At 35.5% G+C, this 17940-nt stretch carries 19 protein-coding genes; 13 read left to right on the forward strand and 6 right to left on the reverse strand.

The annotated features are described in order from the left end of the window. Positions 1-83 precede the first annotated feature (83 nt). On the forward strand, positions 84-1484 hold the full coding sequence (locus tag DN392_RS15220) for an HD domain-containing protein (RefSeq protein ID WP_048566240.1): 1401 nt from the start codon (positions 84-86) through the stop codon (positions 1482-1484). Between the two features lie 192 nt (positions 1485-1676). On the opposite strand, the gene DN392_RS15225 is transcribed toward DN392_RS15220, so the two are convergent. Continuing rightward, positions 1677-2441, reverse strand: coding sequence for a DUF1836 domain-containing protein (locus DN392_RS15225; RefSeq protein WP_000447225.1), 765 nt, complete (start codon positions 2439-2441; stop codon positions 1677-1679). 259 nt (positions 2442-2700) lie between these two features. On the opposite strand from DN392_RS15225, the gene DN392_RS15230 reads away from it, so the two are divergent. Continuing rightward, positions 2701-3150 (forward strand): hypothetical protein, encoded by a 450-nt coding sequence (locus DN392_RS15230; protein WP_000914471.1) that lies wholly within the window; start codon positions 2701-2703, stop codon positions 3148-3150. Further along, the gene (locus tag DN392_RS15235; RefSeq protein ID WP_000447764.1) at positions 3138-3446 is read left to right on the forward strand and encodes a YxcD family protein; all 309 of its coding nucleotides are present in this window, start codon (positions 3138-3140) and stop codon (positions 3444-3446) included. Before DN392_RS15230 ends, DN392_RS15235 begins: the two co-directional genes overlap by 13 nt. Positions 3447-3470: 24 nt before the next feature. Here DN392_RS15235 and DN392_RS15240 read toward each other — a convergent pair whose 3' ends face one another. The 4 genes from DN392_RS15240 to DN392_RS15255 form a co-directional block, all read right to left on the reverse strand. Continuing rightward, a complete protein-coding gene (locus DN392_RS15240) occupies positions 3471-4706 on the reverse strand; it encodes an NAD(P)/FAD-dependent oxidoreductase (protein ID WP_064449451.1) in 1236 nt (411 codons plus the stop codon). Beyond that, complete coding sequence (locus DN392_RS15245) at positions 4703-5035, reverse strand: (2Fe-2S)-binding protein (protein ID WP_001080016.1); 333 nt, start codon at positions 5033-5035, stop codon at positions 4703-4705. The genes DN392_RS15240 and DN392_RS15245 overlap by 4 nt, the downstream gene beginning before the upstream one ends. Next, positions 5032-5304, reverse strand: a complete 273-nt coding sequence (locus DN392_RS15250; protein ID WP_000182240.1) for a (2Fe-2S)-binding protein — start codon at positions 5302-5304, stop codon at positions 5032-5034. The genes DN392_RS15245 and DN392_RS15250 overlap by 4 nt, the downstream gene beginning before the upstream one ends. A 71-nt stretch (positions 5305-5375) precedes the next feature. Further along, complete coding sequence (locus DN392_RS15255) at positions 5376-7037, reverse strand: sigma-54 interaction domain-containing protein (protein ID WP_064449450.1); 1662 nt, start codon at positions 7035-7037, stop codon at positions 5376-5378. 181 nt (positions 7038-7218) lie between these two features. Between DN392_RS15255 and DN392_RS15260 the strand changes: the two genes are divergently transcribed. The 7 genes from DN392_RS15260 (at position 7219) to DN392_RS15290 (ending at position 14877) form a co-directional block, all read left to right on the forward strand. Then, complete coding sequence (locus DN392_RS15260) at positions 7219-8394, forward strand: NAD(P)/FAD-dependent oxidoreductase (RefSeq protein WP_061673370.1); 1176 nt, start codon at positions 7219-7221, stop codon at positions 8392-8394. Next, a complete protein-coding gene (locus DN392_RS15265; protein ID WP_048566243.1) occupies positions 8391-9428 on the forward strand; it encodes a proline racemase family protein in 1038 nt (345 codons plus the stop codon). The genes DN392_RS15260 and DN392_RS15265 overlap by 4 nt, the downstream gene beginning before the upstream one ends. After that, positions 9425-10366, forward strand: a complete 942-nt coding sequence (locus tag DN392_RS15270; protein ID WP_001025554.1) for a proline racemase family protein — start codon at positions 9425-9427, stop codon at positions 10364-10366. The genes DN392_RS15265 and DN392_RS15270 overlap by 4 nt, the downstream gene beginning before the upstream one ends. 22 nt (positions 10367-10388) lie before the next feature. Further along, positions 10389-11285 carry a 4-hydroxy-tetrahydrodipicolinate synthase gene (dapA, locus tag DN392_RS15275; protein ID WP_000721279.1) on the forward strand — a complete coding sequence of 299 codons (897 nt, stop codon included), beginning with the start codon at positions 10389-10391 and terminating at the stop codon, positions 11283-11285. A gap of 18 nt (positions 11286-11303) precedes the next feature. Then, positions 11304-12788, forward strand: coding sequence for an aldehyde dehydrogenase family protein (locus DN392_RS15280; RefSeq protein WP_000956385.1), 1485 nt, complete (start codon positions 11304-11306; stop codon positions 12786-12788). Positions 12789-12918: 130 nt separating this feature from the next. After that, on the forward strand, positions 12919-14409 hold the full coding sequence (locus DN392_RS15285) for an alanine/glycine:cation symporter family protein (RefSeq protein ID WP_000437007.1): 1491 nt from the start codon (positions 12919-12921) through the stop codon (positions 14407-14409). Between the two features lie 30 nt (positions 14410-14439). Beyond that, the gene (locus tag DN392_RS15290; protein ID WP_131233593.1) at positions 14440-14877 is read left to right on the forward strand and encodes a carboxymuconolactone decarboxylase family protein; all 438 of its coding nucleotides are present in this window, start codon (positions 14440-14442) and stop codon (positions 14875-14877) included. Positions 14878-14942: 65 nt separating this feature from the next. Here DN392_RS15290 and DN392_RS15295 read toward each other — a convergent pair whose 3' ends face one another. Continuing rightward, a complete protein-coding gene (locus tag DN392_RS15295) occupies positions 14943-15584 on the reverse strand; it encodes an HD domain-containing protein (protein ID WP_061673372.1) in 642 nt (213 codons plus the stop codon). A 105-nt stretch (positions 15585-15689) separates the two neighbouring features. Here DN392_RS15295 and DN392_RS15300 point away from each other — a divergent pair, with 105 nt between their 5' ends. The 3 genes from DN392_RS15300 to DN392_RS15310 all read left to right on the forward strand — a co-directional run bounded on the left by DN392_RS15300 (position 15690) and on the right by DN392_RS15310 (position 17877). Beyond that, on the forward strand, positions 15690-16193 hold the full coding sequence (locus DN392_RS15300; protein WP_048566246.1) for a GNAT family N-acetyltransferase: 504 nt from the start codon (positions 15690-15692) through the stop codon (positions 16191-16193). Positions 16194-16448: 255 nt separating this feature from the next. Beyond that, positions 16449-16964, forward strand: coding sequence for a DinB family protein (locus tag DN392_RS15305; RefSeq protein ID WP_000915555.1), 516 nt, complete (start codon positions 16449-16451; stop codon positions 16962-16964). A gap of 247 nt (positions 16965-17211) precedes the next feature. After that, the gene (locus DN392_RS15310; RefSeq protein WP_000850069.1) at positions 17212-17877 is read left to right on the forward strand and encodes a lytic polysaccharide monooxygenase; all 666 of its coding nucleotides are present in this window, start codon (positions 17212-17214) and stop codon (positions 17875-17877) included. Positions 17878-17940: the final 63 nt, after the last annotated feature.

Raw genomic sequence — 17940 nt, forward strand, 5'->3', positions numbered from 1 at the left:
GTAGACAGGTACTTCACTTTCAAATAACGAATTATAATGTTAATGGAATTTTTATAGAAAATTAGCGTGATGAGGGTGAAAATATGAAAGAAGCATTATTAGAAAAGGCCTCATATCTACATAGAGCAGAATTAGAACAATTACATATAGCTATATTAGTTTCCGAGAAAGCTCATGAAGGACAATTTCGTGTTTCGGGTGAGCCGTATATTACTCATCCATTTGCAGTTACAGAAATTTTGCTAGAGTGTAAGGCTGATATTATAACTTTAGTTGCAGCATTACTACATGATGTGGCGGAGGATACAGATTATACAATTGAGTATATACGTGATATATTCGGTAAAAAAGTGGCTGATATTGTAGAAGGATTAACTAAAATTGATAAAAAACAAATCCCTAATAAAGAAGAGTATGAAGCAATAAATTTAAAGAAATTATTGTTAGCTACACAAGGAGATATAAGAGTAGCTATTATAAAAGTAATAGATCGTCTACATAACATGAGGACTTTACAGGTAAAAGCTGTAAAAAAACAAGTTCCTTATGCAAATGAAACACTCAAAATTTTCGCTCCGATTTGTAAAAGGCTGGGGCTATTTCATATTCAACACGAGTTAGAAGATTTAGGTTTTTATTATCTTAATCATTCTAAATATAAGGGCATGAAAATACTTTTACAAAATTATGTTAAGTTATTAGAGGGTTTGTCTCAAAATATAATGCAAGATATAAATAATTTTCTAAATCCACCTTTAATATTTGAAGTTAACTATGAAGTAAGTCCTATTTATACAGCTTATTCTCGTCTCCAAGATATTCAAGACATTACGGTGGTGTCAAAAATAATCATCACGGTCTCAAGTAATTTAGACTGTTATAAAATATTAGGAATTATACATCAACTGTACAAACCAATTCCTCATCAATTTGAAGATAACATAGCAATTGAAAGTGATGTATTAAACAAATACTTAAAGACCAAAGTGGTAATCAATAACCATGAAATAATGATATGTATTGAAACAAAAATAAATCAGGAGATACGAGATAAAGGGGTATTTCATATTCTTACAAAAAGTATAACTGATAAGGAGATGCAAAATATAATTCATAAATTGATGAATCATTTTATTAAGACAAATGATCTAGTAACTCAAGATGCGATTGAATTTTATGATTTAGTATCATATGAACTATTCCAAGATAACATTGTTGTATTTACTCCTAAGTTAGATTCCGTGAACTTACCGCAAGGTGCTACTGTAATTGATTTTGCTTTTGCATTAAACCCTGAGATCGCTAAGTATATGTCAGGTGCTAAAGTTAATGGTATAAATAAATCGATAATAACGAATGTTTCACATCTAGATATAGTTGAACTTTTGGTAACTGAAAATATTAGTAATGTGAGACAGGGTTGGTTAAGTTTTGCTAATAGCTCAAAAGCTCAAATCGAAATTTATAAAGAGTTACAAAGATGAGGGAATTAAATTTATCGAGAAAACTTGTTCGAAATATAATAGAATGAAATGATCATTTTTGAATTAATAATAGGCGATTATGGTTTTTTATAATTAATACCTAGAGAAACAAGCATCAACCTGTTCTAAGTATGTAACAGATTGATGCTTGTTTTCGTTATAAAAAAATAGAAGCATTTCTGCTCCTATTTTTTACGGTTTCACTTCTAAATTTTGTAAAAATAAAGTTGCTGTTACGTAACGTTTTGCTAACATTTGTACATAAGCGGTATGCACAGATAATGTGGCAATAATAATCGCATTACGAATTGCTTCGCGTTGTTCGTTGTTAACCTGATCGAACTTGCTTGCAATTTTATCAGCTCTTTCTTTCACGATATTTTCAATTGTATGGATTGTATCTGTTGCATTTAGTTGTAAGCAATTCCCTTGATTGAGTTCTTCAAATAGAGAAGAGTATGCTCCATATAAATGAACAGGATTGATTAAGTCATCACTTCGATCGGCTGGGTCATTTACGATAAGGCGTAATAGCTTACGAATGGATTCAAAATCAAGTGCTGTTTTTAAATCTTCAACAATGAATAGTAAGGCTGCTTGTTCAATTGAATATTTTTTTCCTTTTTGAGGAGAGCCAATCATTTCTTTAATATCTCGTTTCACCCAGTTTTGCATGGCCGTTACTGAGAAACTTGTATTTTCAATCTGATTTCCAAGCGCAACTATTTCATTTAATGAAAAACCGACGTCTGTATCATCAATTTTAATCAGTTTTTCAAAAATAGGTGAAAGTGCGGTAGTAATAAAAGCAGTTACGCTTTGTCCGCTTTCAATATCTTTTTTATGTGACTTTGCCCACGCTTCTTGTAAAATACCGAGAGGCTTTTTCGTATTCCATCCTCTTAAAGATAGAAGAAGGGTAGCCATTTCGTTTCGTGTGAGATGAAATGTTTCCATCTTTTCACCTCCAAAAATAATAAAAAGTTCTTATGAACCTATAATATGTTTTGTTTCATTTAAAGTCAATTCTGTTTTGCTTAATTTTTCCTTTGTCACCAAACTGTCGTAAGTAAATAATGCTTGCATATTTCGACAAAAGTTCATATAATGAGTTCATAAGAACCTTTAAAATGTTTTTAAAAACAAATCTATCATTCTGAATTTACTAGAAAGGTAGATTTCACATATATCTATATAAAAGGAGAATGGATATAATATGTTGAAAAAACTTGTAGCAGTCATGACAGCATTCATGGTTATCTTTGGAGCTAGTAGCTTCATGTTTGTAGATCACGCAGCAGCGAAGGGTTACAAATCTGGTAAAAAATCATACACACCAAGTTCTGGTCAAAAGTCAAAAGTTGATTTGAACAAAAAAGATAATAACGTAAACTCACAAAAAACAACAACAGATTCAAAAACAAAGGCAACAAACACAGCACCAAAGAGTAATAAAGGAAGCTTTATGAAAGGTTTATTACTAGGTGGTCTTGGTGGTTTACTAATGGGTAGCCTATTTGCAAATATGGGAGCTCTTGGTTCTGTATTAGCGTTTATGGTAAATATGTTAGTAATGGCTGGTATCGTAATGTTAGCAGTTCGTGCATTTAAATACTTCAAAGATCAACGTAAGAAAAAGGAAGATGAAGTAGCATGGAAACAATAAAAATTTCTGAACAAGAACTTATCAATGCGCTTTGTGTATATATCGCTGAAAAAAGACAAGTTGGTCCAGAAGAAGTTTTAGTTGAGCTAATGTATGATGATGAATATGGTTTCTCTGCAGAAGTAGAGGTAAATGGCCGTCAACAAATATTAATTCAAGCAAACTTAATTGAAGCACTACGCTTGTTACTTGACAGAGAATATAATGTCAATTCATTCGCAGCAAGACTACAACTTGAATTAGATGATGAAGAAGGCATTTACGCATTAGCGAAATTTAATAACTCAGATGAGTAGGAAAAAGAGCTGTTGAGAGTAATCTCAACAGCTCTTTTTAGTATGTGCATATGTAAGGGAATAATCACGCCAAATTTCATTCATTTTACGCCTACCGACATCAATCCTCGGGTTAAATTGAATGGCAGCTTGTTGACGTACGGTATGTACATGTTGGATCGCCTGTTGCAAGTGTTGTTCAACCGACTGGGATTTTGTATTTGCTTGTTTTACGATTGAATATCCAGCAACAGTTCCTTGTGCCATCGCGATTTTTCCGCTTTCAATGCCAGTTATATTGCCGGCTACAAATAAACCGGGAAGAGGGGTTTCCATTGTTTCGGAATGGAGAGGAACATGGCCGCCTAATTCCGGAATGTAACGGAAAGGACAGCCAGCTACAGCAGCAAGCTCAGCAAGAGGGTATAAGCCACCGGCAATACAAACGAAGTCTGCCTCATATATTTGTTCCGATCCAGTTATGATGTTTCCTTTCGTATCAATAGTAGCAACCCGTACACCTTCAACTTGATCTGTACCGATAATTTCAAGAGCTGCTTTTCGAAGGTGAAGTGGTGTGCCATTTATTTTCATACCGTTATTTGGATAGAAGTTTAATCCAGCTTGTTTCACCCAATTATATTTCATCAATCGACTACCTATACGTAATAAAGGTGATGGAGCAAGGTGTGCAGCATGTAAGAGAGAGTTTAAAACTTCTTCTGGTTCACTAGCCTTTTGACTTAATTCACTTTTTTCAGGAAGTACGATATGTTCCACTTTAATGCCCGCTAATTGTAATTCATTTAAGATAGCGAATGACAAAATGTTAGCACCAATAATTACTCCTTTTCTCCCAACTTGAACGCGATGAACATTTGTCATAACTTGAGCTGCTCCGATTGACATCACCCCAGGAAGTGTCCAACCAGGAAGGGGAATGGAGTACTCAGCAGCGCCAGTAGCAAGTAAAACGAACGGTGCTTCTAACGTACCGATATTCGTATGTACGAACCAAGAACTTTCATCTTTATCTAAATTATAGACAGAAATGCCACATCGAATATTAACTGAAAGTGATTTTGCTTCTTCGTGAAGTCGTTTTGATTCTTCTATTCCGTTCCACCATTCTCCAGTAGGTTCTTGATGTAATTGTCCGAGCAACCTTCCGCCAGGCTTCATAAATTCATCAATAACAAGTACATTTAGTCCAAAACGAGCACAAGAGATGGAGGCTGATAAACCTGCTGGTCCAGCTCCGATAATAATGACATCGTTCATCGCTTTTTCACCATCTCTCTCACGATATTTGGATGCTGTTTACCACTATCAACTACCATATCTTTTTCTAGAACAGTTAAGCATGCTCGTACGTTCGTTTGATTGTTTACTGTCACGCGGCATTCAGAACAATGCCCGATATTACAGTAAATACCTCGCGGCGTTCCACTATCTTCATGTACTCTTAATGTTCGTATTCCGTTTGCAAGTAAAGCCGCCGCAATGGTTTCATGTTCATAGGCTTCATATTGTTGCCCGTTAAATTGGAAAGTGATGCGCTTACTACTATTTAAACTTCCTAAAATAGGGTGATGTGTAATTCTATTCATTGATTTTCACCTACCGCTCCAAAGGTAACTGCGCGAACTGGTGGTTGATATTTTAATGGCATTTCATTAGTGTTTACGTCGGGATTTGCACTTTCAATCATTCGATCTATCATCATTCTACATGTGCGGCCACCACAAAATCCCATGCCAGCACGTGTTCTTAGTTTTAATTCTCTTGCCGAGCATTTATATTCAGCAATTGTCGATTGAAGTTGTCCGTATGTAACTTCTTCACATCGACAAACAATTAAGTGATCTTTATTCGTCATATGTATTCCTCCTCTAGTTCGGTTTGCACAAATTATTATGCAAAAACTATGCCATAGTAGAGAAGGAATGTTTATTGTAACCCGAGTTTTTTTAGGCGGTTATATAAAGTGGCCCTCGTAACACCAAGCTGTTTCGCGCATTCTAATTTATTCCCATTTAAAATGCGTAAAGCCCTCTCGATGACTTTTTTCTCATGTTCATCCATCTCTTCTTGCAAAGAGAGGATTGTATTATTATTGCTGAGTAATAGGGAATGTGCCGTATGGTTGTCTAACGTTTCATTTGTATGAAATGGTAAATATTCTTGTTTTATAATACCGTCAGTCGCAAATACGACAAGTCTCTCAACAACGTTACGGAGCTCGCGAATATTACCTGGCCAATTGTAATGAAGTAGTTCATGCATAATGCTTGAAGGTAAGTCACGAATTGGTCTGTTATAGTTGATTGAAAAATCATTTAAGAAAGAGTATGTTAATTCGATAATATCTTCTCGTCTTTCGCGAAGCGGTGGAATATGCAAACTAACTACATTTAAACGATAGTATAAATCTTCTCGGAACGTGCCTTTTCTCATTTCTTCTTGTAAATCACGATTTGTAGCAGCGATAATGCGGAAATCAATATGAATCTCTTTTTCTCCACCAACACGGTAATACTTTCGTTCTTGTAGTACACGCAAAAGTTTTACCTGCATATCAAGCGGCATTTCTCCTATTTCATCAAGGAATAATGTACCGCCTTGCGCGAGCTCTATTTTACCTTTTTTTCCTTTACTATTTGCACCAGAAAAAGCCCCACGCTCATACCCGAATAATTCGCTTTCAAATAACGCCTCGGGAATTGCACCGCAGTTAATTGAAATGAAAGGTGCCTTAGTAGCTTCACTTGCTTCATGAATTGCTTTTGCAAATACTTCTTTTCCAACACCACTTTCGCCGAGTATTAAAACAGTTGATTTCACCGAACAAACCTTTCTAGCTAATTGTATTGTTCTTTGAATAACAGGGCTCTTTCCATTCATCGCAAGGAAAGGATCTGATTCATCTTTGTACTTTGCGACCTCTTGTTCTAAACGGTGCATTTCATGTGACATATTGAATAGTTTTTCGTTTAAAGCGACTTGATTTGTTACATCAGTTTCTGAAACGACAGCTCCGATAATTTCATCGTTACAATACACTGGATTTGAATTAATTAATACGAACAAATCTGGACGAGGCTGATGGAACTGAGCGATTATGCTTTTTCCGTCATGTAATGATTGCAAGATTTCCAAATCTTTATAGTCAAAAAAACGAGTGATAGGTTGTCCAATAATTTCAGTATGGTTGACCGAAAAAATCTTTTCGGCGCCATCTGTCCAAGTGCGAACACATTCTTTATCATCGATAACTGTAACAGAAGAATCCGTTGTTTGTATTACGGTGTTATAAAAAGATTGTAGTTCATTGTAAGTCTTAACAAGAAACGGAATGATTTGCTGAGCTGTTATACAGCATATAGGCACTTTATTTTCATTCATTATGATGACAACTATTTCATTGGAAAACATGTCAATTAAAGTGGTGAATGAGTCATCTTCATATATAACAGCGCAGTTATATTCTTCAGTAGTAGAAGGGCGGTAATAAAATTTTTCTCCAACTTGCTCAATAGGTTGCATGCTGTATGTATGATCAATGGATAAAGTTTTTAGAAATTCTTTTATTGTGGGAAATGAGAATGCCATATTGTCCTCCTGTTATGTATAAAAATTTTGACAGTGATAAAAAAATAATACACCTATTTACGATAAATTTAAAATATTTTTACAAATTAAAATATTTTTTATAAAAAGTGTATATATGTAGAGTTGGCACGTCAATTGCATAAAAGAAAGTGAGGGAGTAAAAAGAAAGGAGGGGTGCTAAGTGAGGCACTGTGACGTTTTAATAATAGGCGGTGGTATTATTGGCTGTTCTATCGCTTATTACACATCAAAATACGGTAGAGACGTAACAATCATTGAAAAAGGAGAATTTGTCAGTGGGACGTCTTCACGGTGTGACGGGAATATTTTGGCTATTGATAAAGACCCAGGGTTTGATAGTCAAATGTCGTTAGTAAGTCAAAAATTAGTAACAGAATTAAGTGAAGAGTTAGAGCATTCATTTGAATATAGAGCACCAGGAAGTATTCTCGTATGTGAGTCGGACGAAGAAATGGAAGCAGCGCAGCAATGGGTGAATCGTCAAAAGGAAGCTGGATTGCCGTTTCGAATGCTTGATAGACACGATATAAGAGAAGAATCGCCATTTTTTGCAGATGATTTATTAGGCGGGTTAGAATGCGCAACGGATTCAACTGTAAATCCATATCTTCTTGCTTTCTCACTTCTTGCAGAATCGAAGAAATTTGGTACGAAAGCTTTTAATCATACGGAAGTAAAAGAAATGAAAAGAGATATAGACGGATCCTTTATTGTAGAAACGACAAATGAGACGTTTACTGCGAAGCAAGTGGTGAACGCAGCCGGTGTATGGGCTCCAAAAATCGGACAAATGTTGGATATAAATGTCCCAATTGAACCGAGAAAAGGGCATATTATTGTAGCTTCAAGGCAACAACACGTTGGCTGTCGTAAAGTAATGGAATTTGGTTATTTAATTTCTAAATTTGGCGGAAAACGAAAAGTGGATGCTTTAACTGAAAAATATGGGGTAGCTCTTGTATTTGAGCCGACAGAAAGTCAAAATTTTTTAATTGGTAGTAGTAGAGAGTTTGTAGGGATGCATACGAGGATAAATAACGAGGTTATTAAATGTATTGCGAATAGAGCAATTCGCTTTTATCCGAAAATGGCGGATATGATGGTGATTCGTTCATATGCTGGATTACGCCCGTGGACAGAAGACCATTTACCGATCATTTCACGTGTGGAACATATCCCGAATTACTTTATAGCGGCAGGGCATGAAGGAGATGGCATTAGCCTTGCAGCTGTTACTGGGAAAGTGATTGAAGAATTATTAAATGAAAAAGAAACAATTATTCCTATTGAACCACTTCGTTTGAGTCGTTTTACAGAAAGGGTGTTAAACGGATGAGGTCACAAAGAGTCTTTACGACGATTGATACACATACGGGCGGGAATCCAACGAGAACATTGATTAGTGGACTTCCTAAGTTAATTGGAGAGACGATGGCAGAGAAGATGTTACATATGAAAAAGGAGTATGACTGGATTCGCAAATTGTTAATGAATGAACCACGTGGTCATGATGTAATGTCAGGAGCACTATTAACAGATCCATGTCATCCTGAAGCAAATATTGGTGTTATTTACATAGAAACAGGTGGGTATTTACCGATGTGTGGTCACGATACAATTGGTGTATGTACAGCTTTAATTGAATCAGGTTTAATTCCGGTAGTTGAACCGATTACTTCGTTAAAGTTAGACACGCCAGCCGGCTTAGTTGAAGTGGATATCTTTGTTCAAGATGGAAAAGCGAAAGAAGTCTCTTTCTGTAACATACCAGCTTTTTTACTGAAACATATTACTGTACAAGTCGAAGGGATTGGAACTGTAGAAGCAGATATTGCGTATGGAGGGAATTTTTATGCCATTATCGATGCGAAGTCAGTAGGTTTAGAGTTAGTACCGGAAAATGCATCTACAATTATCGATAAGGCAATTCATATTAGAAATATCATTAATGAGGAATTTGAAATCATTCATCCGCAGTATTCGTTTATTAGAGGGTTAACCCATATTGAATTTTATACAGATCCTACTCATGAAAGTGCTCATGTGAAAAATACAGTTGTCGTTCCGCCAGGAGGAATTGATCGTTCTCCATGTGGTACAGGAACATCAGCGAAGTTAGCTGTATTATACGCAAATCAAAAAATTGAAGTGGATGAAGAGTTTATTCATGAGAGTATCGTTGGCTCTTTATTTAAAGGGTGCGTCATAAATACAACATCTGTAGAAAATATTGAAGCTGTCGTAACGAAAATTACAGGTTCAGCTTGGCTTATGGGGATGCATAGATTTTTTTATAATGAAAAGGACCCACTTAAAGAAGGCTTTTTGCTAATTCCGCCGATGGAACATGAAACGGAGGATGTAAAATGAACATTCAAAAAATGTATACAGCAGTAGACGTACATGTAAATGGTGAAGCATTTCGTGTAATGAAAGATGTACCATGCAAATACTACTACAGTTTAGAGCAATTAAACGAACAATTTTCAGGTGAATTAGCAGAAGAAATGAAGCTTTTATTAAATGAACCACGTGGTTTTATCGGATTAAATGGATGTATTGTCGTTCCTTCTATTCATATGGAAGTCGATGCAGCTGTATTATTTTTTAATCATGAAGGATCCATTCCGCTTCATTATGGGGGGATTGTCGCAGTCATAACGATGTTACTAGAAAGCGGGTATTTAAAAAAGAGAGAGACGAACCAATACAAAATCGAAACGCTATCTGGTATATTTTCAATCCATGCGTATGTAGAGAATGATGAAGTTGTATCTGTTTCGTTTGAAAGTAAACTATGTTATATGATTGAGAAAAATTTACAAGTTGGTAATATAAGTTACTCTCTCATTCAGGCAGATAAAGTATATGCAGTTGTAGAAAAGGATGCATATTCACCAGAAATCAGTATTGAAAATATCTCTAAATTAAAAAAATGGAGTGAAGTTACACTTCAAGCTATACAAAAACAGTCATTAATAAAAAGACTTATTTTAGTAGAATCTATGCAAACAGAAAAGAACCAAATAAAGTCGATTACATTTCATGAAGATAACTTTATCGTACGTTCGCCTGGTTTTGTTTCTACTATTGTATCTTATGTTCATACATTATTTAAAAATGATTATATAGCGGATAAACCTTTTAAAAATGAAAGTATATTTAATAGCTTTATAACAGTGGAACAAGTGAAGAAAGAAGAACAAGGATACATTTTTCGCTTTGAAAGTAGAGGGTTTATTACAGGAATGCAGACGTTTCTATTAGACCCTACAGATCCGTTTCCGACAGGATTTTTATTAAAATAAAATAGTAAAGGGAGAGATAAATATGAAAAAAATTAAAGGGGCATTTCCAGTATTGATTACACCGATGGATGAGTTTCAAGAAATTAATTGGAACGGTGTAAAACAAAACGTTAACTATTTTATCGATCAAAAGGTAGCTGGCATTATTATTAATGGAAGTACAGGGGAGTTTGTTAGTTTATCAAAAGAAGAACGATTTAAAATGGTAGAAACAGTATTAAAAGAAGTTGATGGCCGTATTCCAGTTATTGTAGGAACTGCAGCAGAAACGACGAAAGAAACGATTGAATATACGAAACATGCAGAAGCACACGGAGCGGATTGCGCATTAATTATTAACTCGTACTATTGTAAGCCGAAAGAAGAGGAAATTTATTTTCATTTTAAAGAAATCTCAAACGCTGTAAATATACCAATTATGTTATACAATAATCCGTTTACATCTGGTGTTGATATGAGTACAGAGCTCATGCTACGTATTGGAAAAGAATGTGAAAATGTTACACATATTAAAGAATCTAGCGGAGATATTCGTAAAGCAAGAGATTTAGTACGACAAAGCGAAGGTGCTTTTCAAGTCTTCTGTGGATCTGAAGATTTAGTTATGGAGTCTTATTTAGTAGGTGCAACGGGATGGGTTTCAGTAGCAGGAAATATCGTACCGGGACTTGTTACGAAAATGTATGAGCATTTCCAGAATGGTGAATTAGAAAAAGCTTGGGAAATAAACGATGCTATTTTACCTCTTTGCGAGTTTCTTGAAGGATCAGGAAAATATGTACAAATCGTTAAACGCTCAATGGAATTATACGGGCAAGCTGGGGGACCTTCTCGTTATCCGAGACTCGGATTAACTGAAGAAGAAGATCAAAAACTTCAAACGATTATTTCAAAAATTGCAGCTCATGCAGCTGTTTAAATAAGGAGGAGAGCATATATGTTAACGAAAAACATTGAGCTGAGACCAAAAGTGAAAGCGTTTTTAAATGAAGAAATTAAAATGTTTATTAATGGTGAATTTGTACCTTCCATTAGCGGGAAGACATTTGAGACATACAATCCAGCAACAGAAGATGTTTTAGCTGTCGTATGCGAAGCGCGAGAAGAGGATATTGATGTAGCGGTAAAAGCTGCAAGATCTGCATTTGAATCAGGACCTTGGGTAGAAATGACTACCGCTGAAAGAGCGCACCTTATTTATAAATTAGCAGACTTAATTGAAGAGCATGGAGAAGAATTAGCGCAGTTAGAAGCTTTAGATAATGGAAAACCATATCAAGTAGCACTGGATGATGATATTGCAGCGACTGTAGAAAATTATCGTTATTATGCGGGATGGGCTACGAAAATTATTGGGCAAACGATTCCGATTTCAAAAGATTACTTAAATTACACACGCCATGAACCTGTTGGCGTTGTAGGTCAAATTATTCCTTGGAATTTTCCACTCGTTATGTCTTCTTGGAAAATGGGAGCTGCACTAGCAACAGGTTGTACAATCGTATTAAAACCAGCAGAGCAAACGCCTTTATCGTTATTATATACAGCGAAGCTCTTTAAAGAAGCAGGTTTTCCAAACGGTGTTGTAAACTTTGTTCCAGGTTTTGGCCCTGAAGCAGGAGCTGCAATCGTAAACCATCATGATATTGATAAAGTAGCCTTCACAGGTTCAACAGTTACAGGGAAATATATTATGCGTCAATCTGCAGAAACAATTAAACATGTAACGTTAGAACTTGGTGGTAAATCACCAAATATTATTTTAGAAGATGCTGATTTAGAAGAAGCGATTAACGGTGCATTCCAAGGCATTATGTATAATCACGGCCAAAATTGTAGTGCCGGTTCTCGCGTGTTCGTTCACCGAAAACATTACGAAACAGTCGTAAATGAACTAGTGGAAATGGCGAATAACGTGAAACTTGGAGCAGGTATGGAGAAGGAAACAGAAATGGGACCGCTCGTATCTAAAAAACAACAAGAGCGTGTGCTACATTACATTGAACAAGGAAAAGCTGAAGGCGCTACTGTTGCTGCTGGTGGTGAACGGGCATTTGAAAAAGGATATTTTGTACAGCCAACTGTATTCACAAATGTTACTGATGATATGACAATTGTGAAAGAAGAAATTTTTGGACCAGTTGTCGTTGTACTTCCATTTGATTCAACAGAAGAGGTCATCGAAAGAGCAAATCGCTCTTCATACGGACTCGCTGCGGGCGTATGGACACAAAATATTAAAACAGGACATCAAGTTGCCAATAAATTAAAGGCAGGAACAGTATGGATTAATGATTATAATTTAGAAAATGCAGCTGCACCATTTGGTGGGTTTAAACAATCTGGTATTGGTCGTGAGTTAGGTTCATATGCGCTTGATAATTACACAGAAGTGAAAAGTGTTTGGGTCAATATAAAGTAATAGAGAATCTAACTGTTAATAAATAGAGGGATGAAATAATGAGAGATACGGACAACTATAAGGTTTAATAATAGTTGTCCGTTTTCTTATATATAAAATAGTTTTCAAAAGAATATTAAGGGGGATTTGGATGGAGCAATTAGTAGAGTGGTTAGTAGGGCAAGTATGGAGTATTGGCTTAGTTGTTTTTGCATTAGGAGCAGGTGTGTATTTTACAATTGCAACTCGTTTTCTACAAATTCGTTATTTTAAAGAGATGATTAAATTATTATTTGAAGGGAAGAGCTCGGAGACGGGAATTTCATCCTTTCAAGCATTTTGTTTAGCCTTATCAGGTAGGGTTGGAATAGGTAATATCGCAGGAGTCGCGACAGCAATCGCTTTTGGCGGACCAGGAGCTGTGTTTTGGATGTGGGTAATGGCTCTTTTAGGAGCAGCGAGTGCATTTGTTGAATCAACATTATCTCAAGTGTATAAAAGTAAAGTTGGGAATGAATACCGAGGTGGTACACCATATTTCATTGAAAAAGGCCTGAAAATGAAATGGTTTGCAGTCATTGTAGCGGTTGTTGTAACACTTTCATATGGCGTTTTATTACCAGGTATTCAGTCTAGTAGTATCGCAGTTGGATTTGAAAACTCTAATGGCATTAGCAAATATATAACTGGAATATTATTAGTTATATTATTAGCATCAATCATTTTTGGTGGCGTAAAGAGAATTGCGGGCGTTTCGCAAATGCTTGTTCCATTTATGGCAATAGGTTATGTAATTGTTACATGTATCGTATTAATTGCGAATGTAACAGAAATTCCAAGTATGTTCGCTTTAATTTTCTCTAGTGCTTTTGGTGTAAATGAAATGTTTGGCGGAATCGTCGGTGCAGCAATTGCATGGGGAGTAAAGCGTGCTGTATTTTCAAATGTTGCTGGTGTTGGAGAAGCGACGTATAGCTCCGCTGCTGCTGAAGTATCCCATCCTGCAAAACAAGGGCTAGTTCAAGCGTTTTCTGTATATATCGATACAATTGTTGTATGTACAGCGACAGCTCTTATGATTTTAATAACAGGTATGTATAATGTTATACCTGAAGGAAAAAGCGCCATTGTAAAGAATATAGGGAATGTTGATGCAGGTCCAATCTATACACAACAAGCAGTTGAAACTGTTATGACAGGGTTTGGTCCAATATTTATTTCATTCGCAATCTTCTTCTTCGCGTTTACAACTTTACTTGCTTACTACTATATCGCTGAAACGACACTTACTTATTTAGATCGTGAGCTTAAACATAGCTGGTTAAAACCAGTTTTAAAAATTGGATTTTTAATTATGGTATACATCGGTAGCGTAGAATCGGCGTCACTTTTATGGAATCTTGGAGATTTAGGAATTGGTAGTATGGCATGGTTAAATCTAATCGCGATTCTACTATTAAGTAAAATTGCATTAAAAGTGTTAAAAGATTATGAATCACAGAAAAAAGAAGGGAAAGATCCAGTGTTTGATCCTAAAAATGTGGGAATTGAAGGTTTAACATTTTGGGAAGAGAGGAGTAAAGAGATTGAAAGGAAAAACTATAAAGAACAATCAGTAGTGGATGATAGTCTGAAATTGTAGTTATAATAAACTGAATATTCATTCTATTTAATGAGGTATATTACCTTCTTTTCATCACATACTACAATAGGTACACATAATTTGAATGGGGGTAATAATAAGATGGAACACGAAAAACATAGTTCAGTAAATGACGTTCTACATCATTATAAAGAAGGTATCGGTAGTTTTACAAACCAAATTCCTGAAATTGCAGAAACATATAATGCATTCACGCAAGCTTGTTTTCAAGAGGGCGCTTTAACAAAAAGGGAAAAACAACTTATCGCATTAGGAATTAGTCTAGCAACGCAAGATGAATATTGTACCGTTTATCATACAAAAGGTTGTCTTGATCAAGGGTGTTCAGATAAAGAAATTCTGGAAGCGTGTGGTGTATCAGCAGCATTTGCTGGTGGAGCTGCAATGAGTCAAGCGGTAACTTTAGTACAGGAATGTTTAACAGAACTGAAAAATCAAAAGCATTGAATAAAAAAACGTTTTAAACATAAAGTTTAAAACGTTTTTTATGTGAGATTAAATTTTTATTCACTTTAATATTCTATATCTTCATAAATCGAATTCTCTACATCAGGAAGAACTGTGTATATGCTTTTACCGATTAAAGCTTCTAATTCTTTCTTAATTGCATAAAACCCTTTCCAATGTAATGATGTATGAGACGTTGTACCATGACGTAAACCAACGGAAATCAATCTTCTTTCCAGCGTAGTAAAACCATCCGCGTCAGCAAGAGCATCACAAAGAGTAATTATTTTATTGTATAAATCGTAGTTACAATGTTCATTCAATATTTCAACTAACTGGATTCTCATATGGTCAGGAACGAGACTCCACTCCGCTGCTATATCTAAATGCTCATTTTTACACGGGAATGAATGTGTCACGCAAATAATCGCGTTTCCTGTATACCCTAAATTATTCAAATACATATAACCATCATAGGAATGAATAACAGATTTAGTAAACCCTTTATATCTTCCTATATCATGCAGGAGGGCAGCATTATATGCTATGTCAGCATCTAGGTCGTACCCATTATTAATAAGTTCTACAACTATCTTTTCAGTTGCAAGGGCAACATTACATGAATGTTCGAACCACGGACCTGGGTTTTGTTCATATGCCCACTTGAGAAGTTCTCTTGCGTATGTCCTATCTAATATATACTTCATATAAGTATCCTTTCTCAAAAAAATGTACCTTAAATAATTTCATCTTAGTTATCCGTTATTCCTTCTTTAAAAATTGGTACAATGAAACAAAAGGGGGATTAGTAAATGCAAAATGTAGTAATTGAAGAGATTAAGCAAATAGAAGATGATGTGGAAGAGCTTTCTAAACTTTTGAAAATGGTTGTAGATGATGGGGCGTCAATTGGTTTTTTACCTCCACTGGAACAAAAAGAATCAGCGAAGTATTGGGAAACTGTATTAGCACCAGAAGTGATCTTGTATGTTGCTAAAATAAATAATGAAGTGGCAGGGAGTATTCAATTACATTTAGTTACAAAGCCTAATGGGATTCATAGAGCTGAAATTTGTAAGTTAATGACTCATCCAAACTTCAGACGTAATGGCATTGGACGTTTGCTTATGCAAAAAGCAGAGGAAAGAGCAAAGCAAGAAAATAGGTCTCTTATAGTGCTAGATACGAGAGAAGGAGACCCTTCTAATAGATTGTATAAATCATTAGACTATAAAGAAGTTGGAAAAATACCAGAATACGCAATATCTCCAAATGGTAATTTAGATGCAACGGTTATTTATTATAAAATGATTTAGTATTTTTATTTAAAAAGAGGGATATTTTTAAACGAAAAATCTGTTATTAGGTCTGAGTATTGATTTGTAAAAAGATTGATCCCCCCCTGTATAATAGGGGTTTTCTTTTCATTCATTAACTTCATATTGAATGTTCAATTTGAGGGCCAATTTGTATAAGGTTTTAACAGTTGTATAAGAGGTATTACTTAAATAGGAATTTTGAAGTCCTTTGGTGAATATTAAATGTCAATCTAAAAGATGGAGGTTGCTGTGATGTTGAAACTGTTTCAATATAACTGGCAAGTTCGTGATGATTGGTTTACATGGTGCGAAGACATATCGGCCGAAGAACTGGTAAAGAAACGGGTCGGTGGATTCGGCAGTATACTACATACCCTATTTCATATTGTAGATGTGGAATATATGTGGATCTTAGGGTTGTGTGGTGAATCAGTGCCTGAGGAGCCATTGTTTGAAGAGTATGCCAGCTTACAAAAAGTGAAAAATCTTTCAGCTCAATACCACGGGAAAGTGAAGCCATTTGTGACCTCTTGGACAAATGAAATGGATTCTCGGAAACTTTCAAAAGCTGACTTCAATGAAGAGCCGATTAGCTCAAGAGACGCACCAATTAGGCGCCGAGTCATTGAATGTACACACGGAGAGTTAATACGTCATGTCATTGTCCACGAAATCCACCATATCGGCCAGTTATCTATATGGGCACGTGAAATCGGAAAGGAGCCAGTTTCCGCAAATCTGAGAGGGAGAGGGCTATTTGATAACTAGACTAACTTTGCCAATTTCGTAATTTATTTATAAACGAATAGTTTAATTGAGTATATTTAACACCGTCTATATTTCTCTAGCGGTGTTATTTGAATGTATTAATAAAATTTATTTAATGTACTAATTGAATTTGAGAAAGTTTTTAGAGGGTTATGTTTGTATAGTCTCTCATCTTATAATGAATGTAGAGGAGATGACTAGGCAACTATAGTTGTTTTCGCTTTATTATGCGAAAGGGGATGTCGGGATGAAAACGAAAGGTTTACAGAAAGTGAAGAAAGTTATGTTAAGTGGTAGCATATTACTTACGGGATTGTTAACTTTCGGTTTTTCAGAAAAAGCTTCAGCTCATGGATATGTTGAATCACCAGCGAGCCGTTCTTATTTATGTAAGCAAGGGGTAAATGTGAATTGCGGACCGATTCAATATGAGCCACAAAGTGTAGAAGGAATAGGTGGATTCCCGCAATTAGGACCTTCTGATGGACAAATTGCCGGAGCTGGTCATTTTCCTGCTTTAGACGTTCAAACAGTTGATAGGTGGAAGAAAGTTACGTTAAACGGAGGGACGAATACATTCAAGTGGAAACTAACGGCACCTCATAGTACGAAAGAATGGAAATACTATATTACGAAAAAAGATTGGAATCCAAATAAACCATTATCACGATCTGATTTAGATTTAGTACCGTTTTATGTGAAAAATGACGGAGGAGCTAGACCAGGAACTTCCGTGACACATGAAGCAAATGTACCTACAGATAGAAATGGATATCACCTTATTTTAGCTGTTTGGGAAATTGCAGATACTGGGAATGCATTTTATCAAGTTATAGATGTTAACCTTGTAAATAACGGTTTAGCATCAAATTTCGCGCTAAATCATGTAGTGCAGGCTCCTACCTTATTTTAAATAAAATATACGTTTCGATCATCTAATTCATTTTAGATGATCTTTTTTACGAAAAACGATGAA

Origin of the sequence: Bacillus sp. BB51/4 (genome assembly GCF_008368845.1) — a bacterium.
GTDB classification, from domain to species: domain Bacteria; phylum Bacillota; class Bacilli; order Bacillales; family Bacillaceae_G; genus Bacillus_A; species Bacillus_A wiedmannii.